The 25,685-nt window shown below is 43.7% G+C and carries 15 protein-coding genes and 1 tRNA gene; 2 read left to right on the top strand and 14 right to left on the bottom strand.

What is annotated here, in order from left to right:
• Positions 1–181 precede the first annotated feature (181 nt).
• Positions 182–1,342 (bottom strand): WYL domain-containing protein, encoded by a 1,161-nt coding sequence (locus tag ACDQ55_RS20455; RefSeq protein ID WP_420983503.1) that lies wholly within the window; start codon positions 1,340–1,342, stop codon positions 182–184.
• Positions 1,343–1,799: 457 nt separating this feature from the next.
• Between ACDQ55_RS20455 and ACDQ55_RS20450 the strand changes: the two genes are divergently transcribed.
• Complete coding sequence (locus ACDQ55_RS20450; RefSeq protein ID WP_420983502.1) at positions 1,800–3,386, top strand: reverse transcriptase domain-containing protein; 1,587 nt, start codon at positions 1,800–1,802, stop codon at positions 3,384–3,386.
• Here the strand turns inward: ACDQ55_RS20450 and ACDQ55_RS20445 are convergent.
• From ACDQ55_RS20445 to ACDQ55_RS20395, 11 genes are all read right to left on the bottom strand, one after another.
• A complete protein-coding gene (locus tag ACDQ55_RS20445) occupies positions 3,376–5,925 on the bottom strand; it encodes a S8 family peptidase (protein WP_420983501.1) in 2,550 nt (849 codons plus the stop codon). The genes ACDQ55_RS20450 and ACDQ55_RS20445 overlap by 11 nt on opposite strands.
• Positions 5,916–6,902, bottom strand: coding sequence for an AAA family ATPase (locus ACDQ55_RS20440; RefSeq protein ID WP_420983500.1), 987 nt, complete (start codon positions 6,900–6,902; stop codon positions 5,916–5,918). Before ACDQ55_RS20440 ends, ACDQ55_RS20445 begins: the two co-directional genes overlap by 10 nt.
• A gap of 526 nt (positions 6,903–7,428) precedes the next feature.
• Positions 7,429–7,501, bottom strand: a tRNA-Lys gene (locus tag ACDQ55_RS20435).
• Between the two features lie 69 nt (positions 7,502–7,570).
• The gene (locus ACDQ55_RS20430; protein ID WP_420983499.1) at positions 7,571–10,048 is read right to left on the bottom strand and encodes a glutaminase domain-containing protein; all 2,478 of its coding nucleotides are present in this window, start codon (positions 10,046–10,048) and stop codon (positions 7,571–7,573) included.
• A gap of 366 nt (positions 10,049–10,414) precedes the next feature.
• The gene (locus ACDQ55_RS20425) at positions 10,415–12,712 is read right to left on the bottom strand and encodes a family 20 glycosylhydrolase (RefSeq protein ID WP_420983498.1); all 2,298 of its coding nucleotides are present in this window, start codon (positions 12,710–12,712) and stop codon (positions 10,415–10,417) included.
• A 75-nt stretch (positions 12,713–12,787) separates the two neighbouring features.
• The gene (locus tag ACDQ55_RS20420) at positions 12,788–13,396 is read right to left on the bottom strand and encodes a pseudouridine synthase (protein ID WP_420983497.1); all 609 of its coding nucleotides are present in this window, start codon (positions 13,394–13,396) and stop codon (positions 12,788–12,790) included.
• A 78-nt stretch (positions 13,397–13,474) separates the two neighbouring features.
• The gene (locus tag ACDQ55_RS20415) at positions 13,475–14,617 is read right to left on the bottom strand and encodes a putative sensor domain DACNV-containing protein (RefSeq protein ID WP_420983496.1); all 1,143 of its coding nucleotides are present in this window, start codon (positions 14,615–14,617) and stop codon (positions 13,475–13,477) included.
• Between the two features lie 192 nt (positions 14,618–14,809).
• Complete coding sequence (locus ACDQ55_RS20410) at positions 14,810–15,835, bottom strand: MlaD family protein (RefSeq protein WP_420983495.1); 1,026 nt, start codon at positions 15,833–15,835, stop codon at positions 14,810–14,812.
• Between the two features lie 3 nt (positions 15,836–15,838).
• On the bottom strand, positions 15,839–16,612 hold the full coding sequence (locus ACDQ55_RS20405; protein WP_420983494.1) for an ABC transporter ATP-binding protein: 774 nt from the start codon (positions 16,610–16,612) through the stop codon (positions 15,839–15,841).
• Between the two features lie 3 nt (positions 16,613–16,615).
• Positions 16,616–17,410, bottom strand: coding sequence for an MlaE family ABC transporter permease (locus ACDQ55_RS20400; protein WP_420983493.1), 795 nt, complete (start codon positions 17,408–17,410; stop codon positions 16,616–16,618).
• A gap of 168 nt (positions 17,411–17,578) precedes the next feature.
• Positions 17,579–19,636, bottom strand: a complete 2,058-nt coding sequence (locus tag ACDQ55_RS20395; protein ID WP_420983492.1) for a TonB-dependent receptor — start codon at positions 19,634–19,636, stop codon at positions 17,579–17,581.
• Positions 19,637–19,848: 212 nt separating this feature from the next.
• Here ACDQ55_RS20395 and ACDQ55_RS20390 point away from each other — a divergent pair, with 212 nt between their 5' ends.
• Positions 19,849–22,320 carry a YfhO family protein gene (locus tag ACDQ55_RS20390; RefSeq protein WP_420983491.1) on the top strand — a complete coding sequence of 824 codons (2,472 nt, stop codon included), beginning with the start codon at positions 19,849–19,851 and terminating at the stop codon, positions 22,318–22,320.
• A 72-nt stretch (positions 22,321–22,392) separates the two neighbouring features.
• Here the strand turns inward: ACDQ55_RS20390 and ACDQ55_RS20385 are convergent, their stop codons facing one another.
• The gene (locus tag ACDQ55_RS20385; protein ID WP_420983490.1) at positions 22,393–22,914 is read right to left on the bottom strand and encodes a hypothetical protein; all 522 of its coding nucleotides are present in this window, start codon (positions 22,912–22,914) and stop codon (positions 22,393–22,395) included.
• Positions 22,915–23,083: 169 nt separating this feature from the next.
• The gene (locus ACDQ55_RS20380) at positions 23,084–25,684 is read right to left on the bottom strand and encodes an ATP-binding protein (RefSeq protein ID WP_420983489.1); all 2,601 of its coding nucleotides are present in this window, start codon (positions 25,682–25,684) and stop codon (positions 23,084–23,086) included.
• Position 25,685: the final 1 nt, after the last annotated feature.

Below are 25,685 nucleotides of genomic sequence, written 5' to 3'. Positions count from 1 at the left end.
AGCATTACAGGAACCCTAGATAGCAGTTGCAAGGTTGATGCTTTTTTCAACCATGCTACAACTTTCAGGCTGATTACTATCATTGAGAATAGAGCAGCTCGCAAGCTGTTTCATATCTATTTTCCACACTATGTTGGGATTAGTCCCGGTAGAACCATACATATTAATTCCAAAAAAGACGTCAGATATGATCATCAGAGTAAGATAGTATAATAACTTTGAGACTTTGAATTCGATCTATTCGAAAATGTCGCTTTTCCTGTCTTAGCAAGCAAAATCCCATCAGATACTTTAATAAAGTACCATTTTCATTAACCTCAACAACATTAAAAATTTTAATCGTCCGAACTGAAATTTGATCATTTCTATTCTTATATTTAATCCTGACATAAAAACGCTTACTAATAGCATATAGAGAGCTTTCAGTTATCTCATCGTAAATAAAACCAGGTGTTGCTTCACTGGGATTTGATTCAATATTGAAACTAGGCACTTCCTTTTCATAGGGATTTTCGATGGCCATAAAATCAACAGTCTTATCAATTAAAATTTCGTTCATTTCATTAAGTAAAACATCATAACCTCGTAGATAATAACTTCCTACCCTGACTGTGATACTACGAGGTTTAACAATTGTTTTCACATTATCCCGACTGGCAATTAAATAACCGGATTTACCGACTACACTATTAATAATTTCGAGTTTATTGCGATCAATCTCTTCTAATAACTCTAGCGCATCTAGCGGCAGAGTGATTTCAGAAAGTTTATCCAATTTGGAGTTAAAAAAGTAACACTTAACTTCCCATACAGGAATTGTTCGTAATATCTCTCCTGTTTTCTTGTTAAGAAGTGGCTTATCTGTCTTGAAATATTGAACATCGAACACCTGCATAATAGGAGGTAGGAAAAGAAGCTGAGAGGCAATCGCCGTTGTTCCATTTAAGGTAGCCAGAGAATTATCTTCAAAGTGTTGAAATGATTTTAACTTTCCTAGTTCGAGTGATGTGCTCTTTAGTCTTACTATATCACCCCTCCTTAAAGCAGCGGGGCAAATATTGCGCGTATTTTTCTCAATAAGCTTCAAATCTGCTTCAAATACCTCGATAGATAGAAAACCTAGAGAATTAGATGAGAACCAATGGCAACGATATTTAACAGTTTCCTCTTTTACAGAGTCTTTTCCGAAAGCAGTCCGTTGGCTTTTAAAAATTTCTGTGACTATCATTACCGGAGGGATCATGCCTGGATCTCCACTGATCACGAGATTGGTCAATTCATTGAAATATGGGTGCGTCTTCACAGCGACAATATCTCCGATTTCAAAAAAATTATTAATCATCTATCTTAAATGGTTATATTTCGTACATTTGTAGCTTAGCCTTACAGTTCGAGGACTACAGACAACTAGTTATAGGTCATAAATCTTCCGAAGTATCGAATAAAAGATTCGCTATACAACAAAGATCTACTGTTATATGAAAAGGATAACAGGTAAGAGATTGTCATGAATGAGCCTGAATTGTCCAGGTAAGGTCTTCACCAATTCTACCACTGCGCGCAGTGCCAGAATCCCGGTAAGGCAGGTACCCTGAGCAAGAAAGCTTGTGCTGATAGCCTCTAAGGTATGTAATATTATTGAAATCGTCAATAGCAGCATTGTTATAGCGTATTTGGTAAGCATTCTATATCTTACATTGAAATTTACATGTGTGACTCAGTTACTGGGTACTGACCCTGCTCATTTTGAGGTAATGTCTGTTTAATATCCACTACACCAAAACTGTGAGGCTTTTTTTATGACTAATCCACAACAAGAACCCAAATGGCTAAAAGGGAGAGGCTATCTCCATATTACTCCTAAAATTGATGTTGCAAGAAGACGAAATGAGCTTATCATAAAAGTCCATGCTGAAAAATTTGTCGAAAGGCACGCTTTCTTTCCTCTTATTCATTCTGTAATAAAAGAAAGGAAATATAAGAAATCACCCAGTTGCCCAAAAAAAAGAGGGCACTCACATAAAGTAGGTGGTAAAGTAGAAAAAACTGCGAAGTTACGCCCATTGCATTATTCTACTCACATTGATTCAATTATATTTGGTTTTTATGCGCAGAAATTATTAGAACGCTACGAAGCTGAATTAGAAAAACATTCTGGACTGACCTCTTGTATTACAGCCTACCGAAAAATTGCCATCGATGGATTTGAGGAATCTGACACTCCGGGAAAAAGCACAATCCATTTTGCGTCCGAAGCATTTGAAGAAATTAAGAAACGAGCTAGCGATGGATGTATAGTCCTACTGTTTGACATAAAAAGTTTTTTCAACGAATTAAATCATAATAAACTCAAGCAAGCCTGGTGTAAATTAATAGGTACTGAAAAACTCGGTCCAGCTGACTACAACGTATTTAATGCCACTACAAATTTCAGATATATACTTTTAGATGAACTACGAGTAAAGCGAAATACCAACGGTAAAAGGTACGGATTTAATGAGAAGAAATTAGCTCATAACAGAAAAGAGCATGGTGTAGAAGCATTCTTTGAATCAGTACAAGCATTTAGGTACGCAATAAAAAACAGAGAATTTAGGGTATACAGACGTCCTTTTGTAAAGGATAAACAACCGGTTGGTATTCCACAGGGGCTGCCAATAAGTTCTGTCCTGGCCAATCTATATTTGTTAGAATTCGATATTGAAGTAATAGAAACAGTTGTAAATAAGCTGAATGGTTTTTACAGACGCTATTCTGACGACATACTTGTTATATGCGATCCGATAAATGCAGATGAAATTGAGACTTTCATGAACACCCGCATAAAAAAAAGCCATGTAACGATTAGCGAATCTAAAACTGAGAAATACTATTTTAAAAATTTTCAAATTAGTCCAAATAAAAAAAGGCTTACATCTATACTACTGCAGAAAGACAGATCCGTCATTGGAAAACCTCTAACCTACCTAGGGTTTGAATTTTATGGATATAAAACGCTTATTAAATCAAGTAATATCGCCAAGTTCTATCGCCGATTAATATACGCAGTAAAGAAGAAAGCACATAGAGCACGAAAAATCAGCGAAAGCACGATGTCCCTGCCTATTATATTCAAGGGCGACCTCAAAAGAAAGTATAGCCAGTTAGATTTAAATTCAGACGATCTATTTACTAAAAGGAAAAAACTTGTAAGAAATCAAGATGGTAACTTCTCCGTACATATAAAAGATATTCCTAGAAAACACAAAACCAACTACTTTTCTTACATATTAAGGGCAAGTAAAATACTTAAGGAGCCAGCAATTAAAGAACAATTAAGAAAAAACAGGGCAATATTTCATAACGCTATTTTTAAACATCTTAAAAAAGGAACAATCACTCGTTAGGAATTTCAATTGGAATTTGAAGTAAAACTGGGTTGTAAATATCAGCCTTAATATTATCTGTTTCAATACTCACAACTAAACTATACCGGACTTTAGTATTAAACATTTGAAGCTTCTTTCGTGTTTTATACCAACCATTCTTAGGGTAGACGGCCAGGATATTTCTAGTTGAGAGATCTGCTCCAGAAGACACAATAAAATCTTTCTTTATTGAACCTTTACTCCTTGCAAACTCTTTCAAAGACCAAGGTTCATCGGTCCCTTCGTAACCAGGATCATTATCTCCCGCTGTTGCAGAAGATATCCTTCTCTGAAATACAGCTAGATCCTCCGCTGGCTTAATAACTTTAAAATCTAACGAATGTGAGTGATAATGAAAAGTGTTGGTATATCTTCTATTTCCCGGATTAGGATCTATAAAATACGACAAGGTTACCTTTAGTGTGACATTTGCATCTCCCAAAAAATCACGCAAAATATCTTCCGGCCAAGGAATTGTATACAGGTGATATTCATGGTACTTAATGCTATTATCTAATGCATATGGCTGAAGGGTATTTTCAGCTACCATTGTAAGCACGTTAGATGCACTGTACAATGCTTTTTCAAGCAAAGGAACACCATAACCATACTTGCGTAAAAGAGTCCTTTTCTCTGCCCTGCTCATGTTAACGACTGAACTTCCACCCAGCATTGTATCTGTCCATTCCGCCGAATGAACTATCAACGCCCTTATTGTTTCTACCCATAGATTAGGGTAGTGATTCATTATTTCTGCAGCCATTTTTGCGGCAAGGGCAGCGGCACCGCTTGTGTCTCCATAAGGCATAAAAATATACCTATTAAAATCTTTATCGAGCGACAGTGGTTTTAGTGAATGAACGTCGTCTCTAAATCCCAGGTTATTGTGCGCAAGATTCCCTCCCTCTAAAACGATATCTGGTTTATTGGGCCATTGACTATGCCAAAGTAAAGATGTTGAATTAGATGGAGACATACCACCATGAGGTGCCAGAGGTCTATATCCATTAAATTGATTTTGATCAATTCGATCCATTCGCGTATAAGAGCCAACTACCAATGCATTATATGCCTGACTAGGATCATGAATTGAAGCCAATTCATTCATCTGTGGATAATTGGCTGCCGTTGCTCCGGAATTAAGATAGTCTACATTCCCAGCACTCACAATAATTAATTGCTGATATTGTGGGTCGAAGACGTTGCCATTTGCAATTTTGTCAATGGCAGACGACCATGAAGAAGGGCGCCCCAGACAAGAAGTAGTGTTATCTGTAACAGTCAAGCAAAATATCCTCTTGTTATTGGGAAAACTTGCAATTGGAACACTACAGGCATATTCAGTTAAGGCCCCATAGAAAACGGGGTCATTGGGATCATTAGGATGAAAAATCTTAAAAGACTCAAGCCCATGAAATACCCGAACCCGCTCAGTAGTACTCATAACATTTACCAAGTCCCCATAAAGAGCGAGGCCCGCTGTAGCAGTTCCATGCCCTCCATCCGGGTAGGTGTCATTTGTTCCCCAAGAGGGTTTATATGTAAACAGTCGTTCATTGGGCAAAAAAGGGATTAGAAGTGGATGCTGATTATTTACACCACTGTCTAGCAAACAAACAAGCACTGACTCGTCATTCAACTGATGATCGGTACGATCAAGTAAATCATTCAACCACTCTTGCTTTTCAGCGAAGTCAACATTTCTGCCCATGACAAAATCACTTATTTCTTGGGGCTTCCTTAGTTCGGCCAAATTATCCAGCAATAGCAACGAAGAAGAAAGCTGAGTAGCCGAAGCCCTCACTAAACGTACCCGATGTTCCGGAAATTCCAAAACCTGCGTGCTTATTTGAGCTCCGATTTCGCGTAGATTATTTAAAACCTTATCGAGTCTGACACCATCATTCACTGTTCGCCGGAACCAGACTTCCCACCAAACAACAAATTCCTCGTCTGGAAATGGGATTTCTGGTGTATCACTCCAAAACGATTTTAAAGATGCTAATTGTATACTAGCTATATTAGCAAATAGCTTTTGATACTTAGGTCTGTCTGTTAAAATCCCCTTTCGATCAATATAATTTTCATTTATATATTGAGTCACTTTTCTTATAAATGCACTAACTCCTCCTTCGCTCATCATTACTACAACTCGAAATCTCTTCTGATCTTCTCCAATGTTATCCGATACAGCTTCTTCCTTGATATTCAGAACTTGAAATTTGGGATCATTATTATCCTGATTTAGGCTTTCAAATTTCAAGGGGAAATTAAACTCCGAAATAAACTCAACATACAAAGCATCGTCCCTAACAATATTCGGAGGCAATGGCTCTTCTTTAGTAATTTGGAACTGTTGTCGAATTTGATTTAATTGTTCCAGTAAAGCGGTACCATGGACAGATCGGTTCTGAGGGGCTATGGGGAAGTCTATGACTATATCTTTAGGATAACTGTAATCTTTAAGCTGAAAAAATCGATCTACTTTCAGATGAGGTAAACGAGGAATTATAGGCATTTTTGCTTTCTCTTTTTAAGACTTTCAAGAAGAATATCTTTACGAAGTTTTTTTCCGTTAGATAAAATCATCTCCTTGATCGTTTCTTCACATGCTTTAGCTATTTCCGAAAAGTTTAAACCTTGAGCTGCTTCCATCAATTCATTCTGAGATGCCTTCCGATCAAAGGAGAAGTTTGCTGTATATTTACTTACTGCCAAAGTTGTATCCTCAATATCAGGCAATAGAAAGTTAAGGATATCATCAAAGCGTCTAAAAAGCGCTGTATCCAATACTTCAGGCAGATTAGTTGCGGCAATAATAATACTATTGCTATTGTCCCTATCGATATTAATTAAAAAAGAATTTAATATCCGTTTAATTTCTCCGACATCATGGCCCTGGTGTCTCTTCGAACCTATAGAATCAAATTCATCAAATAAGTAAACGGCCCGCTGCTGAGGCATTAGGTCGAAAATCATTCGAAGCTTTGCAATAGATTCACCCATGAATTTTGACAATATTCCATCTAGTCGTATAATAAATACAGGAATACCGAGCTCACCTGCAATTGCCTGTGCGGCCATTGTTTTTCCCGTTCCTGGGGGACCGGCAAGCAAAAGCTTTCGACGTGGGGATAAATTATGCTGTAAAAGTAATTCTAGTTTTTGCTGTTCATTAATTAGCTTTCCCAACCTAGCTCCGATATCCTCGCTCAAGACCATATCGGCCAATGTTACTCTAGGCTGAAAAACATCTAGCAATTCGCTCAGTTCTCTTTTCTGCGTGGAAATGTTAACGATCTTACCTCTGTCTAATTGAGAAAGAGATCTATTTTTTCTTGCATCTTCGATCAGGGATTTCAATTCTTGAGCAAATAAAGCATGCCCTTGCCTTGCCTCTGAAGCAGCGATCTGCATTGCAGAAGCAAAGAAACGATCCGCGTCACCTTGACCGAAAGACTTGATTAAACTCTTTATTTGTTCAGATGCAGCCATAACTAATTACAGATCAAAGATATCTAATTACTAGCAATATCCAATATACGGAAAAATGAAGAAACTAGATTACAACTTTCTGTATATTATCCAATATAATGCGCTTTCGGAAAAAGCCACATCCATTAATACGTTTTAGCCGATGTCATAACCTCAAATGGTCCCAGATTAAAGGTCGCTCTTATCCCACTTCTCGATCTATTCCTATACACCTCTTCCAATTCTTGACTAATACACCCGCCGCGCATTCGTATATAAAAAAGCTGTTGACTTACTTTCATAGTCCATAAAGTTTAAGTTCCGATGTTAGGTTTTGGTTTTTGTTTTGTTTGGTTTACATCGGTTTGTAAACCCTTAAACCCTTTACTGGTAAGTATTTGCCAGTAAAAGGATACACTAAAAGTAAAACTGTTTTGTGTATCCTTTCAGATTCGTTTGGTATGATTTACCTTTTAATGATAAAATCAAAAAAGCCGCTTAAATCACAGGATTTAAGCGGCTTTAATAACCTTTGATATTCTTGTTGTGATCCCCTTGGGACTCGAACCCAAGACCCATACATTAAAAGTGTATTGCTCTACCAACTGAGCTAGGGAATCATTCACCCCGTTTTGTTTAACGGAGTGCAAAGATAGTAATTTCTATTTTATTTCCAAATTGATTTTCAATTATTTTTCTGCACCGCTATCTAAGACAGTAGAAAACTTCGCTTCCAGCATTTTCATAAAATACCCCCCAACTACGCTCCTAGCTTGGAACCCAACCATCTTACCGTTGATAGTTTCATGCCAGTCACTCAAAGGAACACGTGTATCCGTTCCTGTTACATAGGTATATACCGGTTGGATCAATGCATTAAAATCACTTACATTGTCCGTTAATGTAGCGGTCCATAAAATCCAATCCGATTTGGTGTAAGTTTTCCGGCTGTCTAACGGCAAACCATAGCGCTGCTGGTGGGCCAGGTAAAAGTCTGTTTCCTTTTTATATACACTAGTGGGAAAGAGATCGAAGTTGAGCACTTTATCCCATACCAGGTTGTATTTCTGGCTCCAGGTATTTTTACTTTCGAAAGCAAGACTGAAATGATCACCATCATCTGCCAGCTTTATCCAGTTAGCCGCCATTGCTTTGGCGCTGTTTTCATATTCGTCAGCGATTGCTGTGTAACCCAATTGCCGGGCCAACATAGCATAAGCACGGATACCAGCAATGGCTTTCAGAGAAAGATTGGTATTGCGCGCAAGGTGACCAGCGAAATCGTCTGTACAGAGTTGGTTAGCCGGATCAAAACCTTCCTGCATCAGGTATGCCGCCCAGGTAGTTAAAGTAGACCAATGTTTTTGGGCATAGGCCGCATTACCTTCTGCACGGGCAATAGCGGCGGTAAGTATCAGCATATTTCCCGACTCCTCTACTGGCATTCCTTCCCCATATACCTGACCGTTAGCAAGCGGATAAGTACCCAGGTCGTGCGCAGCATATGGCTGTGTGTATTTACCACTCTCCGAAAAATAAAATATACCATTCAGCATGCCTTTTAACAGATCAGGATTATAAAGTAGGAACAGCGGCGCAGAAGGATAGGTTACATCTACGGTATTAATACAACCGTTACTGTAGTTTTCTTTAGAAAGGAAGAGCAAATCACCCTGCGGACTTTTAACCAGCTTATGCGCTGCTATTGCTTGCCTATAAGCAAGCTCGCAGAGCCGGGCATAAGTTTCACCACCAGCCAATACAGCATCTTTATGCAATTGCTCATTGAACTGGCGACACTTTGTTAAGATGGCAGCATAGTCTGTGTAAGCAACGTTCAATTGTTTTTCGATGGTTTGGGTGTCATCATTTTTCCACCAGGCTTTCAGATTGGTGGAAAAATATTGTATGGCATACAGATCGTCGTACCCCAATAGAAAAAGCTGTTCTTTGGGAGTACTGCCTACCCTGCCCAGGTCTACAGCCGTACTGAATACGATATCTTTATCTTGTTGGGTACCGGCAGTACGGCCTTTTACAAAAGCAGCAACGGCATCGCCTGCAGAGCTGATGTATTGTACAGGGTGGGCGGCGGAGGACGCAGCTACATACATATACCCCCAGTCTATGCGCAGATCGTCGCCCTTCTTTGCTAATACCGGCTGCTCCTGTGTGCCGGCTTTGAGCACAGACAGCTGATCGGCTGTATAGACCGTAGCAATAACTGGCTGGGAAGGCATATTAACGCAGATGTTGGAGGAGGCTCCGAAATAAACCTGTACTTGGTGATCAGCTCCATCATTAGCGGCTACCTGGTAGGAAATATAGGATACGGGCCTTGAAAGCAGTGCCAGATCATCCATTAGTAATGGAGAGGTAAAAGTGAGCGCAAGATTTACCTTACCGCAGGTAAATTGATAGCTGGTTTGTGTAGCGTTAATATGGATAGCTGTTTGTATTCCTTTCTCTATGGTTTTATTATCTTTTGAAGGCGCCACTCTGGAGATCCCGGCATCCAAGAAAGCGCCGCCGGAGGTATTCCGTATATGAATAGCTAACACGTTGCCTTTTCTTTTTAGCTGTTTCCTGGCAGCTTCCGGGATAGGGAGATAAATATATTTATTCAGCCAGCCGGTATATTCATAGATCTGCACCCCATTCAGGTAAACGGCAATATTATCATCATGGGATATTTTCAGAAACAGGGGCGCCTCTCCCAGCCCCTTTGCATCGAAGGTCCTGCGGGTCCAGAGGTCTGGGCTGGTCCAGGCAGTGCCGCCGGTGGCAGGGTGGTTACTAAAAGGTGCGGCGGCAGTATGCCAGTCATTATCGTTAAAGTCCACCTGCATCCAATCAGAAGACGGGGTCGTCTCTGTATACTTTACTGTGTATGGCATTTCATCTGAAGCAGGTAAAACAGACTGATAACTCATTTCATCCTTTCCCAATACACGATAGGCTACGCCATCTACTTTTATGAGCCCCATCAACGATTGGGCAGCACCGGTCCAATGAGTGGTAGTACTGCTACCCAGCTCGTCTGTATCAGACCAGATGCTGAAATAAGGATCATGTGTGATCAATGGGTAAGCCGGCGCTTGCTGCTGTGCAGCAGCAGTACCACAACTAATAACCAATAGCGCGAGGAAGATAAATGGTTTGCTCATAACGGGATTTAAACGATTAAGCGTATGAAATACAGCTAATAAAAATATTACATTTTTTCTGTAATAGATAACCGTTCATAAAAAACAATGGCAAAAAAAGCGCAGACCCTGCAAACGCCTTGGAGGCCCTGAGAAGCCTTTTCAGTACGTTCCGGATCTGCGCGTATCTTTAATCAATTGAGTATTCACACTTGCAGGGAGCGCAAAAATACACATTTACCACAAATTCTTTAGAAGCGCTTTATTATTTTTTCAATAGCTCCCCCAGGTCCAATTTACTCCCAGGCCATTTAGGCCTCATACCGGGCTTACGTAATCGGCTATACGCAAATAGTTAGAAAAAATACAAAGGCTTATAAAAAATAATTATAGCCCTGCTCCCCACCAGGCATCTGGTATGGATTGTAGCAGACTACCGTTCACACTGTATTCCAACTTTAACGTATATCCACCGCCGCCCTCTACGAAGGCTAGTTTTACCGGGTGCCAACCTTTTTCTAATGCTATCTGCCCACTTTTCTGCAAAGGAGCGTGCCAGCCATCATTATTCACCACTTCCTGGTCATCAATATACAAAATACCACCATCGTCTACGGTCAGATAAAAACTATAAATACCCGTTTCAGGCACTTGCAGATAGGCACGGAGAATAGCGCCAAAAGGCTTACCACCATTACCCATTCCATCCGGTATCACAGCATTAACTATACGGATAGTACTATCTGGCATATGACCATCTCTGGCAATGCCCGCAGCACTTTTAAAGGTGCCGGCATAATGCTCCAGCAGTAATCCCGGCCGGGCATCTTTCACTACGGTAGGCTTGCGCCAGGCTTCCTGGCGGTAATGCAGCGTGTAGATATCCCCCCGGTTACCAGCCGGGCTAAAAGCGGCCAGCTTAATGTTCTGAGGGGTATTGATAACATAGGCGCCAGACAATTTGCGGGCATGTATATCCGGAATACTACCATCTGTTGTATAACGGATAGTCATGTCCGTTAGCGGTGGCTTCACCTGTAAGCTCACTTTATCTACAAAAACATTATCCTCTGTAAACCCATCCAGGTCTGGCAAATGGTAATGTACACCCAATAGGTCTAAACGATGGTAATGTTCGTTCAGCCGTTGAAGATAGCCTTCATAGTCGTTGCGATGTGTCCATAATACCTCCGCCAGCGCGGTCATACGAGGCATAAACATGTAGTCTGCCCGCTTTTCAGAAGGAATATATTCTGTCCAGATATTAGCCTGTGCCCCCATGATATAAGTAGCTTCGGCAGCAGTTAATCCCTTAGGTACCGGATTAAAATGGTATACGTTATAAATGGAATTACGATCCGGTGCACCATCAAAATAAAGCGGATTACCTGGCGTCATGATCACCTGGTTACCATGACGGGCCGCGTTCACCGGAGCATCAGGCACCCAGGAACGCCAATACATCAATACCGCGGTAGAACTGATCCCTCCTTCAAGTATTTCGTCCCAGCCAATCAGGGTTTTCCCTTTCAACCGGAAAAACGCTTCCATGCGCTTCACAAAATAGCTTTGCAATTCTTCTACACTGTGTAATTGGTGGGCTTTCATCACGGCTTCACAAGCCGGAGATGCGACCCAACTGGTTTTCTCTACTTCATCGGCCCCCAGGTGTATATATTTGGAAGGAAATAAAGCAGCGATCTCTGTGAATACCTCTTCAGCAAAAGTGAAAGTGGATTCATTACAAGGACATATGGGCGTAGAAAAGTTCTTACCCCATCCTAGCTCACCGCTGCAGGTGAGGAAAGGGTATGCCTTGATGGCCGCCATCATATGACCAGGCATATCTATTTCGGGAATAATATCCACATGCCGGGCCGCCGCATAATGGATAAGGTCTTTCATTTGCTCCTGGGTATAAAAGCCACCATACAACGTTTTACCATCGCGGTGAACGATATGCATGGTATCGATCGCCATATCTGGATTATCCACCGCTTTCTTCATGCAAACGGAGTCCTGGTTATTCAACTCACGCCAGGCGCCTTGTGAAGTAAGCAATGGATACTTCTTTATTTCTATACGCCAGCCCTGATCATCTGTCAGGTGGAGGTGCAGCGTATTCATCTTATATAATGCCAGCAGGTCAATAAATCTTTTCAGGTAACTGATAGAAAAAAAATGACGGGCCACATCCAGATGCATACCTCGCCAGGAATAAGCCGGATGGTCTTCTACCAAAGCAGCAGGAATACTTACCTGCGATAATTTATTAGACGAGGCGCGCGCTATGGAAGCAGGCATCAGCTGCCGTAATGTTTCAATAGCCCTGAAAAAACCGGTAGCTGTAGCTGCGGTGATCAGCAATTGTTGCTGGCTGATGTCCAGTGTATAGTCTTCGTCTCCCTTCAGTGCAGGGTTTAGACGCATTACAACCGTGCCTTTACCGGCTGTTTTTACCACCTGCAATGGTTTACCAAAAGCCTGCGTAAATAACTGTTGCAGCTGAGCAGTCTCATTGGGAAATGCAGCAGGCAGCAAGCCGGTAGCAGGTGTAATAACAAATGATCCGCTCCGGGGCTGTAAGTGCCAGGGATATGGAATAATGGGATAGCGTGGTGATTGCGCCGCCATTGCCTGCCATCCGGTGCACATCACTGCGGCAAGCCATAAAAATTTTCTCATAAACATTCAAACAAAATTCAGGAAGACAAACGTAATAAGAATTGTCCCGTTTACCTAATTAAGATCTACTGGAAGCTATGAACGATACGCTATTTTCAACAATGAGAAAAACTCTGCTTCTGGCAGCTCTTTTACTTCTCCCGGCTGCAGATCACCTAGAAGCAGATCCTCTATGGAAATACGGATCAACCGTTGGCAACGGTGCTTTACGGCGAGCATCATTTTTCTTACCTGGTGGAACTTCCCTTCGGTTAACGTGATGGTTAACCAGGTATGCGGGGCCTGATCAGGCAATTCATTATTTCGTTTATACAACCCCGTTGGCGGATCTACGATAGCTACGCGGCAAGGGGTTGTTATATATTCTTCTTCCCCCGTAATACGGATAGGCACTCCTTCCTGAAGTCGCCGCAAGGCCTGCTCGCTCATCTCCCCTTTTGCCCTTACCAGGTAAGTGCGCTCATGCGGCATATCTCCCTGAAACAATAAACGGGTTACTTTTTTATTGGTGGTCAATAACAGCAAGCCTTCCGAATCATTGTCCAGCCGGCCAATGGCATGCGTACCCTCCGGAAAATCGAATGCCAGTTCTCCCAGCAGGCGCACCGGATGGGAGCTCACAAACTGAGATACCATTTTATAAGGCTTATTGATAATGAAATACCGGTGAGATTGCAATTGCATTAGCTATTAAATAAATAAAAGTTCAGATATGATGAATTTGATTTTATGATCGTAGTCACACGATTAATCACCACATTTTTAGAGTAACAACACATCTATTCTGTGCGCCTGCACTAACTGCTGCTGAGGCGACCAGGAGAATACGGTAAAATAACCATCCTGGGAAGCGACAAGGGCTTGTGAGTCGTGCTGGTCGTGCACAAACTGTGCAGCAGAGAGGTGGCGGGTGCCGCCAATAGCAGAAGGATGTATAAGCGTAGGAATACCATCTTCTATCGGCTCTGTCAGCAAAACTTTATCAATAGGCCAGGCATCTTTGGCACGGGCAATTTTAGCGCCGAAGGCCAGCAATTCCTGGCGGTCATTTACGATAGTAGCGCCATCTACAGCCGTAAGCCCGGTAATGTTTTCTACTTCCCTGCGCAGGGCATTCTGCCAATAAATCTCTGTTACACTCTTCCCATCATAGTTCATCAGATCTGCTACTCCGGAAAATGCCGGGGAAATAGGATACTGCAAGGGATGAATAATAGACTCCCGCCAGGCCTCGCTATTGGAAGGCGTTACCAGTAATATTCCTCCCCGTTTATGCGCACGCATAGACACAGCGATCTGTATCAGTACATTAACATTATTATTCCATAGGCAGGTAGGCGTAAGTCCCAGCAAAGATTTAAGAATAGGCGGACTATCAGGCAATTCCCCACTATCTTCATTTACTACTTTTACCTGATCGCCCCGCAATACGGCGACATTGGTAAATTTACCCAAGCCGGCGGCCCGGCGGTGTTTTACCACCAGCAACCCTGGCTCGGATACATCGAGCACAAAACAGAGATTAGGTAACCGGATGGTAGTACCCCATACGTATAATTCATTCCCCTCGTTCCAAACGCCCACGTGTATACCCGCACGTTCTACTCCTGGCGCCAGTTTGGTGAGCAACTGCGGCGTAAGCAGCTGTGGCGTTTCAAACAGCAGCGGCTTGCCAGCCTGTGATGGTGGCAGGAAAGCCAGGGAAATACGGATAGGGTTTCCTTCTTCTTTACGTAAACTGGCCCAGAAAGCAACATCAATAATTTTTTCCACCTGATGGGCTTCCGGTACTATCGCCAGGTTATCTTCTCCATTTTCTGCGGCAGCGGAAAGATGCTTGCGAAAATGTGCTTCTATGGTGTCGGCTACCTTAACAGCAGCCTGATATGTTGGTTCGTTGATCATTAATTAAGTCCGTTTCACTTGGGTGCCATTAAAATGCTAAATTAATACTTTTCAGCATGCTACCCTTAGCTACCCTCCGGAAGCAGTCTATCTTTAAGCCCCTAATAGCCTTCTCCTCTAGTTGTTTACTTTTTACTGACATTTCTATCCGCTAAAAGTGATCATGATGAAGCCTGCCGCCAGCATATGACATTATTGTTTGCGCGCACGCTTTGCCTGTTTTTCCTTTTCCTTCTGCGCGGCCATCTCCTGTTTGGCCTTTTTCCGGAAATACCCCCGGAAAAAGAAATTGTTGCGCAGTGCCAGCATATTAGTATCCAGCTTACTGCTACTCGACTCCAGATTAATAATAGTAGCCCGCAGCGCATTGGCAAAAGCAGTATCCTGCAACAACATACCGGCTGGTGCATTTGTATTGGCAAGCCCCGTCTTTACACCTTCACTGGCCTGCTGCAACGCAAGCACTGCCTGGTTGGCATTTTCTGCCACCGCATTCATTTCCATAAGGGTAGACCGCAAGCGGGCAAATACGATGGTATCCGTTACCAGGTCGTTAGCCAGCACCCCCTTAGTTTGCAGTTTGGCGGTGTAGTCAGATAACGCGCTGGTAAGGCGACGGGTATTGATCACTGCTTCATTCAAACCGGCCATAGTGGCATCCAGGTTCTTATAAACAACATCTTCTGTCAACAGCTTACCTAAAGTACCTTTCCCATCCACAATATTTCTGGTGATCACTTTCAAATTGTTGGTGATCTCTACAAGGCTCTTGTTATTGGTTTGCAATGTGGTCATAATTTCTTCGGTACTCAGGCCACTGCCTACCATCAGCTGGTCCCCGTCTTCTATCATCGGCATATCCGGTGTACCGCCAGACAACATTACCACCTTGTTACCCATCAACCCCTCTGTGGTGATCCGCGCCACCACGTCTTTATGCAGGAACTCCTGGGCGCTCACGTCTATGTTCATGATCACCAGGATCTCATTAGCCCGAACAAAACGGATCTTCTTCACTGTACCTACTTTCACCCCGGAATATAGGATATTACGGCCAGCAGCCAAACCATTCACATCCTTAAATATAGCTTTTACCTGTATGGATTTATTGAACAGCTTTTGTTGTTTGCCCAAAAACAACACTGCAGATACGAAGATTACCAACCCTATAATAACAAATATTCCTACAATGACAGAACGTCTTTTTCCGGATTCCATAGCTTATTGTATAAAGTTATAATCATAAAAACTTTTAATCAGCCCCTCTTTAGTACTGAACACTTTCTCAAAGGTTCCCATCCTGATAAATTTCCCTTCATCCATTACGGCTATCTTATCGCCCACTGCTTTTGCACAGGTGAGATCATGGGTAATAATGATGGAACTGGTGCTAAAGCGTTCCTTTACAGAGATAATTAATTTGTTCAGTTCCATACTGGTAATAGGATCTAACCCGGCGGTAGGCTCATCATACAGCATAATCTGCGGCCGCAGGATCAGGGTACGTCCAATACCAATGCGTTTTTTTTGTCCGCCCGACAATTCGGCCGGGTACTGGTTAATGGTATCGGGCAGGCCAATGGCCTCCAATACGTTATCTACTGTTTTCCGGATCTCTTCTTTGCCGAGATGACGTTTATTCCTTTTCAGGGGAAAAGCAAGATTCTCCCCTACTGTCATACTATCATACAAGGCATTGCTCTGGAAGGAAAAACCTACCTTCAACCGCAGGGCGCGCAGGTCTACTTCTTTCAACTGGTTTACTTCCTCCCCCAATACCGTTACCGTGCCTGTATCCTGGGTAAGCAACCCAATAATGATCCGGATCAATACCGATTTACCAGTACCCGAACGGCCCAGTACCACTACGTTTTCACCTTTATGCACGTCGAGGTCAATTCCCTCCAATACCTGTTTGTCGCCAAACGATTTATAGAGATCCCTTATCCGGATCACGGTTTCATCTGAATTAATATATTGCGCGCTTTCTCCCATACGTTACCGGATAGAATTAAATACGTGAACAATAATGACTTCTTCTATGAAAATGAGGAACATCGACACAATTACAGATACGTTGGCCGCCTTACCTACTCCCATGGTACCCTGAGTAGCATGAAAGCCCTGGTAACAACTCACAATACCGATGGTAAAGCCATAAGCGATAGATTTGGTAAGCGCTGTCGTATAGTCGAGGAAGGTAATCTGGGTAAACGCGTTATCAAAAAAAGCGACCAGGCTGGTTTGCTCATGGGCATGTACATCAAAATAAGACCCTAAACAACCGATGAGGGCATTATAAAACATCAATAATGGTAAACATATGGTCATAGCCGTTACCCGGGTTACAATAAGGTAGCGGAAAGGGTTAATAGCAGAAACCTCCATGGCGTCTATCTGTTCCGTTACCTTCATAGAACCTAATTCAGCACCTATGCTTGACCCTACTTTACCAGCGCAAATCAGTGCTGCGATAAGCGGCGCCAATGCCCTTACCACCGCAATCGCCACCAGGGAAGGCAACCAGGCAGTAACGCCAAATTCCGACAGCGTAGGGCGCGACTGTTCTGTGAATACCACTCCTGTAATAAATCCGGTTACTGTTACCAATGCCAGGGATTTATACCCCACTTGATAACATTGACGTACAAACTCTCCCCATTCAACAGGCGGTCTTACTGCCTCCCGAAAAAAACGCGCTATAAAAACGGAAATATCATAGAACGTGAGGAAAAATCCATCTATTCTTTCGGTAAATACCGGCTTATCCTGGTTTTCGTTGGTAGAATTCATCTTAATGTAAATGCTTACACTAATTACAATTCTATGCCGCTTTTGTTAAATCACGCCGTATAAAGAAAAACCTGTAGTAAACGTAGGTTTATAGCATATACCGGGATGCGGGCTGGATCAGACTTGTTGACACCGGTTCCCACTACGGTAAAATACTTCCCCAAACAACTAGTAGCGGATAGCCACTCCGCCAAAATAATTCCTTCCTGGAGCCGGATTATAAAACCGGTTGCCCATGGCATTAAGGTCGTTGCCCAGGCTATACCTAACATTCAACAGGTTATCTACGCCTGCACGTACAGACAGGCCATAGCGTGTATGCAAGGGCGCCTTCCAGGTAATATTGGCCTGTAACAGATGATAACTACCGGCATATACGCTGTTAGCATCGTCTAGGGGAATACGGCTGGTGAAGGTATGCTGGGTATACAGAGAGATGGCGGCCGGCAATTGCAACAAGATACTATTTACCAATACATGCTGCGGAGCGCCGGTAAGGCGGTTGCCTGAGTAGCTTTTACCTGCACTCACGTAGTCCCGGAATTTAAAATCGCTGAAAGTGTAGCCTTCCTGCCATTTAAGCCCTCTCAATACTCCTTGTTGCCGGGGCGTTATCAACCACCACATACCCTGCAGCTCTATACCCTTCTGATTTTCGCCACCAGCGTTGGTATAAAATTCTTCGCCGTTGTTGTGCAGCCTGCGTACAATAGCATTTTTCATACGGTAGTAAAAAAAGGCAAGGTCCAGCATAGCACGGCCTTTAGGGACGGCTGCACGGGCGCCAGCTTCATAATTCCAACCAGTTTCCGGCTCCAGCGAGGTATTGATAACGTTATCGGACGCACGTACTTCCGCAGTGGCCGGAGGGGAATAACCACGGCTAACGGTAGCACGGCCAGTAATAAGGGGGGCGAATAAATAAGATAGCGACAACCGCGGCATCAGTTGTGGTGTAAACTTCACTTGCGTATGCCCGTCGCTGTTATAGCTATAACCATAATAGTTTAAACTGGCAGCCACTTCAAATGTGAAACGGTTAGTGGCGGCCTCAAAGCGACTGAAAAAGAAATGCTGGCTGGCATCCAGCTTATCGGCTGCCTGTACAGTATCCCTTTTACCGTGGTTATTACCATAGTTAATAACGTCTGTATTGGTTTGCTGCCATTCCACCCCATTAAGCCACTTCCATTGTATCAGAGAATAACGGACCGGATTGTTCACCCACTGCAAATAGGTACGGAAACCGAAGGTATTCTCATCCCGGGCCTCATAATTGGTGATAAAAGGGTTTTCAAAATGGGTATTGTAGCCAAATACCGCCAATACATGTTGCCACCGGGGGGTAAACTGCGCTTCATGTACCAGCCCTCCCAGGAAAGTACGGTTATAAATACCGGCTTTCTGCGCTATAGCACCGGGAGTTGCCGGCGTAGCCGGGCGGGCTGCACGGGGATTAGCTGTTGCCTGGGCCAGGGTTAATCCTCCGGGCGTGAGATACGACAAATCTGAATAAAATGCCAGCAACTTCCATACATATCCTGGCTTATATTCCCAACGCTGGGTAGTTTGGGTGTAAGATCGTTTAAGAGCGGTATTTTGACGGTAACCATCCGAACGCTGATAGCCCTGGAATACCTGGAGCTGATAATTCTTCCATCGCTGCTGCCAGGCAATATTACCATGAAAAAGGCCATAACTGCCTCCCTGCAGGTTCAGCTGCAGGTGCTGGGTATCTGCCGGCGGTATCGAGAGGCCCAGCCGTACCACACCTCCGGAATTGGCGCCAAACAAACTGCCATCCGGCCCTTTCAGTATTTCGGCACCGCTTACGGCATCCGGGTCTACCAGGTTCAGGTAGGTATTGCCCCCCGCATCTGTAAGCGGAATATCATCTACATAAATTTTAATATTCCGGATACCAAAGGGCGAGCGAAGTAAGCTACCCCTGATGGATAAACGATAACTGCCTGGCGAACGCTCTTCCATCCGTACTCCCGGCACCGTATTAAAAGCAGGTAGCAGTATAGTTCCTTGCTGCAGCCGCATATCTGCCGGCGACAATATGCTCACGGCAGTGGGCACACGCTGTAGCGACGCTTTGGAAAAATAAGACTGTACTTCTACCTCCGGCAATTGTTGCAAGGTATCCTGCTGTGCCTGCAGGTGGTTGGTCATGGATAGCAGGGCGCATAAAATAGCTGCCGCCAAAATTCTGGTTCGCATGTATATTGGTTCTTGTACCGCATTCAACAACGGCCTTTTATCTACAACAGGTTAAGATATAAATATTTCCATTAACCACCACGCTAATTATGAGGAACGCACTTTATCTCCTTATATTTACCCACCTTTTAAAAATGAGCCAACAACGCCATGGTTACCAGGCGCAATTTTACTTTAAATAGAAAATACAAATAAAAGAAAATCAACAATATATGAAACCTATTTGGTTTAGAGCTTTAATCCCACACCTCGGCGCTATTCTCCTTTTTATAGCAATAGCCTTTGTATTTTGTAGTCCGGTAATGCAAGGGAAACAATTATTCCAGTCGGATATGATGCACTTCAAAGGAATGGAAAAAGAAGCCCACGACTATTACAATAAAACGGGCGACATCCCCCTGTGGACCAATAGCATGTTCGGTGGAATGCCTACCTATGTAATATTTACCGGCCCCTCTTCCAATAAAATTACGGTCATTAACCAATTGCTCACACTATACCTTCCTAACCCTGTTAACCTATTTTTTGTATTGATGTTGGGCATGTACGTACTGCTTTGCGTACTCGACTTCCGCTATTGGATCCGGATCATAGGGGCAGTAGCCTATGGGCTGGCCACTTTTACAGTAGTAAGCATAGTAGCCGGACATATTACCAAGGTAATGAGCATGGCATATATGGCGCCCGTATTAGCCGGCATGATACTTACTTACCGCGGACGCTATGTGGCCGGAGCCTGCCTCACTGCATTAGCGGCGGCAGTACAAATCTATAACAACCATCCCCAAATCACCTACTACACTTTCCTCATTGCCTTGTGCACGGTGGTAGCAGCGTTTATACATGCCTGCCGCAGCAGACAGCTGCCACTTTTCTTTAAGGCATCTGCCCTGTTGGTAATGGCCGGCATCCTGGCGATACTACCGGCCATGGATAACCTGCTGATCATGAGGGAATACACGCCTTACACTATACGGGGTAGCCAGTCGGAATTAACGCTCAATAAAAAAGACCAACCCAAATCCAACGGCCTTGCTATTAATTACGCCTTCCAATGGAGTTATGGCAAGGGAGAAACATTTACTTTATTATTACCGCACCTGGTAGGTGGCTCTTCAGATGAAAAATTGTCTACCTCCTCCCATACCTACAAAACCCTGCTCAAGATTGGCATAAAGCCCGATGCTGCAAAACAGGTGATGAGCACATCAAGCTGGCCGTTGTATTGGGGCGGACAACCTTTTACAGGCGGACCGGTATATATAGGTGTGATCATTTGCTTCTTTTTTATACTGGCCCTGTTTATGGTAAACAGCTGGCATAAATGGTGGTTACTGGCAGCTACGCTTATGAGCATCGTGTTGAGCTGGGGTGGTAATTTTCCGGAGCTGAATAACTTTCTCTTCTATCATCTTCCTTTATATAATAAATTCCGTACGCCCACTATGGCCCTCGTGATTGCACAGGTAACCATGATAGTATTGGCTTGTTGGGGCCTGCAGGAGCTTCTGTATGGCAATACAGACAAAACATCACGTGAGCAACACCTCAAAGTGACATTGTTCGTTACCGGTGGCCTGGTCCTCCTGATGGCCATCGGCGGCAGTTTCCTTTATCCTTTCAATGGTCCGGGCGATAATGCCTTACTGGAACGCTATGCGCAAATGCTTGGAGGGGATATTCCTGCTGCACAGCTGCTCAGCGCGTTGAAACAAGACCGCAGCAGTCTCCTACAAACAGATGGCATCCGCGCCCTCCTGCTGATCACCGTTGTTTTTGCCGCAGGCTGGTATTTCCTGAAAAGTAAATTGAAGGCCCCATACGCAATAGCCATTATTGGAGTAACCGTACTTTTCGATCTTTTTCAGTTGGATAAAAGTTATTTGAATGAAGATAATTTCTCGGAAGCTGCCCAGTTGGAAAACTATATCGCTCCCTCTGCTGCCGACCAGCAAATCCTGCAGGACAAAGATCCGTATTACCGGGTACTCAATGTTACTACCAACCCATTTCTGGATGCCAATTGCTCCTATTTCCATCAATCTATCGGCGGCCAAAGCCCCGCGAAACTGTGGCTATACGAAGATTTGATAACATACCAGCTCACAAAAAACAATAAGGCCGTACTTAATATGCTCAATACCAAATATTTCATCGTTCCTGATCCAACATCAGGACAACCGGCAGCACAACGCAACCAAAGTGCATTGGGCAACGCCTGGTTTGTGAAATACATCCAATGGGCGCCGGATGCCAATAGCGAAATGCAGGCGCTCAACCATTTCAGTCCCAAAGACACCGTAATAATAGACCAGCGCTTCCAGCCACTGGTGGGCAATTTCCAACCCATAGCCGATAGCAATGCGCATATTACGTTAACAAAATATGGCCTCAATCAACTCGAATTCAAATCGGCTAACACAGCAACAGGATTGGCAGTGTTCTCCGATATTTACTATCCCGCCGGCTGGAAAGCCCTCATAGACGGTAAAGAAACGCCGATCCTACGGGTTAACTACGCATTGCGCGGATTAAAGGTGCCAGCTGGCAACCATGCTATTATATTTAAGTTTGCGCCCACCACTTTTTTCCTGGGCCGCAAAATATCTTCCATTTCTTCCTGGGTACTACTGATCCTGGTAGCCTGCGGATTCGTATGGACGGCCGTAAAACCGAGACTATAATACACTATACCATAAAAATAGCCCTGGCAATGATAGATTGCCAAGGCTATTTTTACGCTAATCTACGGCAGATCAGGAATGGGTAAGTAACTTTTCCGGCACCTCCAGCAGGGACTGAGTTTGGAGCAACACTTCTTTCACTTTCAGTTTAAAACGGGCAGTAGCAGACACTTCATCCAACACAACATGTTCATTTTCCGCAAGTTCATTTTGTAATAACGCACTGAGATGCTCTTTCAATGCGTGTAAACTATCCTGTTTGGCCAGGCCGGCGGCAAATCCCGACTCATGAATGGCCTGCATGTGTTCTGGCTCCCAAGAAGCGGCATACCAGATCAAGGGGACCAGCTTCAATCGTTTCATCTTTCTGATCTCCTTTAAAAAGGAGGAGGCTTCATCAGCTGGCTGTAAACTATCCAGAAAAATATAATCCGGCTTAAAGTCCGGATTTTTTTTCAGATAGTCTAACGCGTTACTGATGTTGTCTTGGGAAATACATGCCTTACTGATACTCAAAAGGTCCAGTGCTAAATAGAACTGATTACGCCGGTCGCGATCCGGGTCAATCAGTAGGCTGGTTAATTTTTCTCTCATCGCAGGATAATTTAATGGCCGGAAATAATAGTAACGGTGGCTTATCTACAATAAATAAACAAGCACATAAATATTTTGTTGTATCCCCCCTGCAATATTACACCACGAAATGTTTATCTGTGGTATCCTTCTTTCAAAATCGTATCATAATTAACAAAACTGCAACAAGCTACTGTGCTTGCCCGGTGGGCAATACCACTTTAAAAGTGGCGCCTTCCCCCAATACGCCATTTGCATATATAAACCCTTTGTGGTTCAATACAATTTTATTACAAAGCGCTAAACCTATACCTGTTCCCTCAAAAGAAGAACGGTCATTTAAACGTTGGAAGATCTGGAAGATTTTATCTGCATAAACCTGGTCGAAACCGATCCCATTATCTTTTATTTCAATCACGTAATAATCCTGGCAGGGGTCTAACTCTACAAGCGCCTGCACTTCTGCAAACATTAACGGGTATGCCCGGATATGGATAACAGGAGAACGGGTGGGCGACACAAACTTAAGCGCGTTGCTCAATAGATTATGAAAAAGCTGGTTCATTTGCAAAGGACTTACCTGCAAATGAGGTAGTACATCAATGTGAAACTGTACATCGTGTTGTTGGATCAGTACTTCAAAATCGGTGAGCACATTTTTCAATATCTCGTTCAAATCCGTTTCTTCGAAGGGATCTTTCATGTGTACCAACCGCGAGTAATCCAATAACTCGCTGATCAACTGCGACATACGCCTGGCGCTTAACATCACCTTCTCTATATACATGCGGGAAGTATCAGAGAGGATGTCTTTATTAACATTATACAACATGCCGGCAAACGTATGGATTTTCCGTAATGGCTCCTGTAGATCATGGCTGGTTACATAGGCAAACTGTTCCAGCTCCCGGTTGGATTTTTCGAGATAGAAATTAGCATCCAGGAGTTCTTGTGTACGCTGCTCTACCATGGCCTCCAGCTTAAAAGCCAGTTGCATGTATTGGGCTTCGCTTTCTTGCAACGCCAGGAACAATCGCTGTTGCTGGGTAACATCCCGCGCTATTTTGGAGGCGCCCACAATATTTCCCTGCAAGTCTTTTACCGGGGAAATAGTCAGGGAGATGTCCAGCAATTGTCCGTCTTTAGTCATCCGCTTGGTCTGAAAATGATCTACTTTGATCCCTGTCTTCAGTTGTTCTACAATATTATTTTCTTCTTCGAGTTTATCTTCCGGGATGATGCGGGTAATGGATTCCCCTATCATTTCTTCGACCGTATACCCAAATAGTTTTTCAGCACCAGGATTCCAGCTGGTAATCAGGCCGTCGAGCGTTTTACTGATAATCGCATCATCTGAGCATTCCACAATAGCAGCCATCTTGGACGCATATTCTTCAACTGTTTTTTGGTCGGTGATATCTACCAGCATATTAACAGCACCCTCCAGTGTTCCATCTTCTCCAAAAAGGGGCGCTGGGTAAGGCGCTATAATACGCCGGGAGCCATCGGGCCGTTCTATTATGATGATCTCCCCGTGAACCGGCATTTTTCCGCTGATTGCCTGTGCCATGGGGCAAGCGCCTGGCTGTATTGGAGTAATGCCATTCGATTGATAAATCTTCCAGGAGCCACACCACAGATCTACTCCCGCTTCAGGCTCACGGCCCCATAATTTAACAGCCGCCTGGTTATATAATAATATATGTCCAGATTCATCACAGGTATATACCGCAGCTGGCAATCTTTCCAGGATCTGGCGATAATAATAATCACCCTGGCTCTGCCGCATTTTTTCTCTGGAGATACTAACGGAAGCGGTTACCCTTTCCAGGTATTCACTGTAATCTTTCAGTACTGCCTGTGGCCTGGGAGGCAACACCTGATCTGCTGATAAATGTTCTACCCCTAAAGGCAAAGTAATGGTGAAAGTACTTCCCATCCCCACTTTACTGCTAACAGCCAAAGTGCCGCCGTGCGCTGTTACCAGGGCGTACACAAGGTTTAGTCCCCTGGTGCCGGGCCGGGCAAAACCTGCAGTAATTTCCTGCAATAAAGCCGCCGCCATACCTATGCCCGTGTCCGTTATAGAGAGTTGAACATTTTCTGCCTGTTGGCTAACCCTAACGGCTATACCGCCTTTCAGCGTATATTTAAGGGCGTTAGTGAGCAAAATCAGCAGGATTTGTTCCCAGCTGTCGTGATTGATATATACTTCACGATCAACTGTTTCAAAGTTAATGACTAGGGAAAGCCCGGCTTTGTTGATCACCGGTTCAAAGTGGGCCAGGAGTTCCCGGGTCTTTTTACCTATATCCGTACCCGTAAAAGAAGCAGGAAGCGGAGCGATTACCGGAGCCCCCAAAAACAATACTCCGCCAATATCTCCATCATCGCCAGGTATGGGGCTACCATGGAATTGATAATACAGGCCTTCCTGTTGGACCATCTGTAATAATGGTACTTCCAAACTAGTACCCGCAAGGGTAGATATATTGTTAGCGCTGGCTTCCAATGCTTTCCAGGCAGCGGCCCAGGCCGCTGCTATAGGTTGCCCAACAGACAAAGGGTGCCGGTTTCCCCACAAAGCTTTGCAGGCATCATTCTGAAAATAAAACTCGTTACTTCTCCACCATACAAATGCAGGCTGTGGAGTGGTCATGATAATATGGATACAGGTTTTTAATCCTAGGGGGAACTTTTCCAGATCAAAAGTGCGGATAGCCTCATCCGTTCTCACTTTACCAGAAATCCATCCATCTTCGGCTGCAACAGGTTCACTTAAAGTTGCCATT

Source organism: Chitinophaga sp. 30R24, assembly GCF_049056765.1.
In the GTDB taxonomy this organism is placed as follows: Bacteria; Bacteroidota; Bacteroidia; order Chitinophagales; family Chitinophagaceae; genus Chitinophaga.
This window is presented reverse-complemented; position numbering and strand designations above follow the sequence as displayed.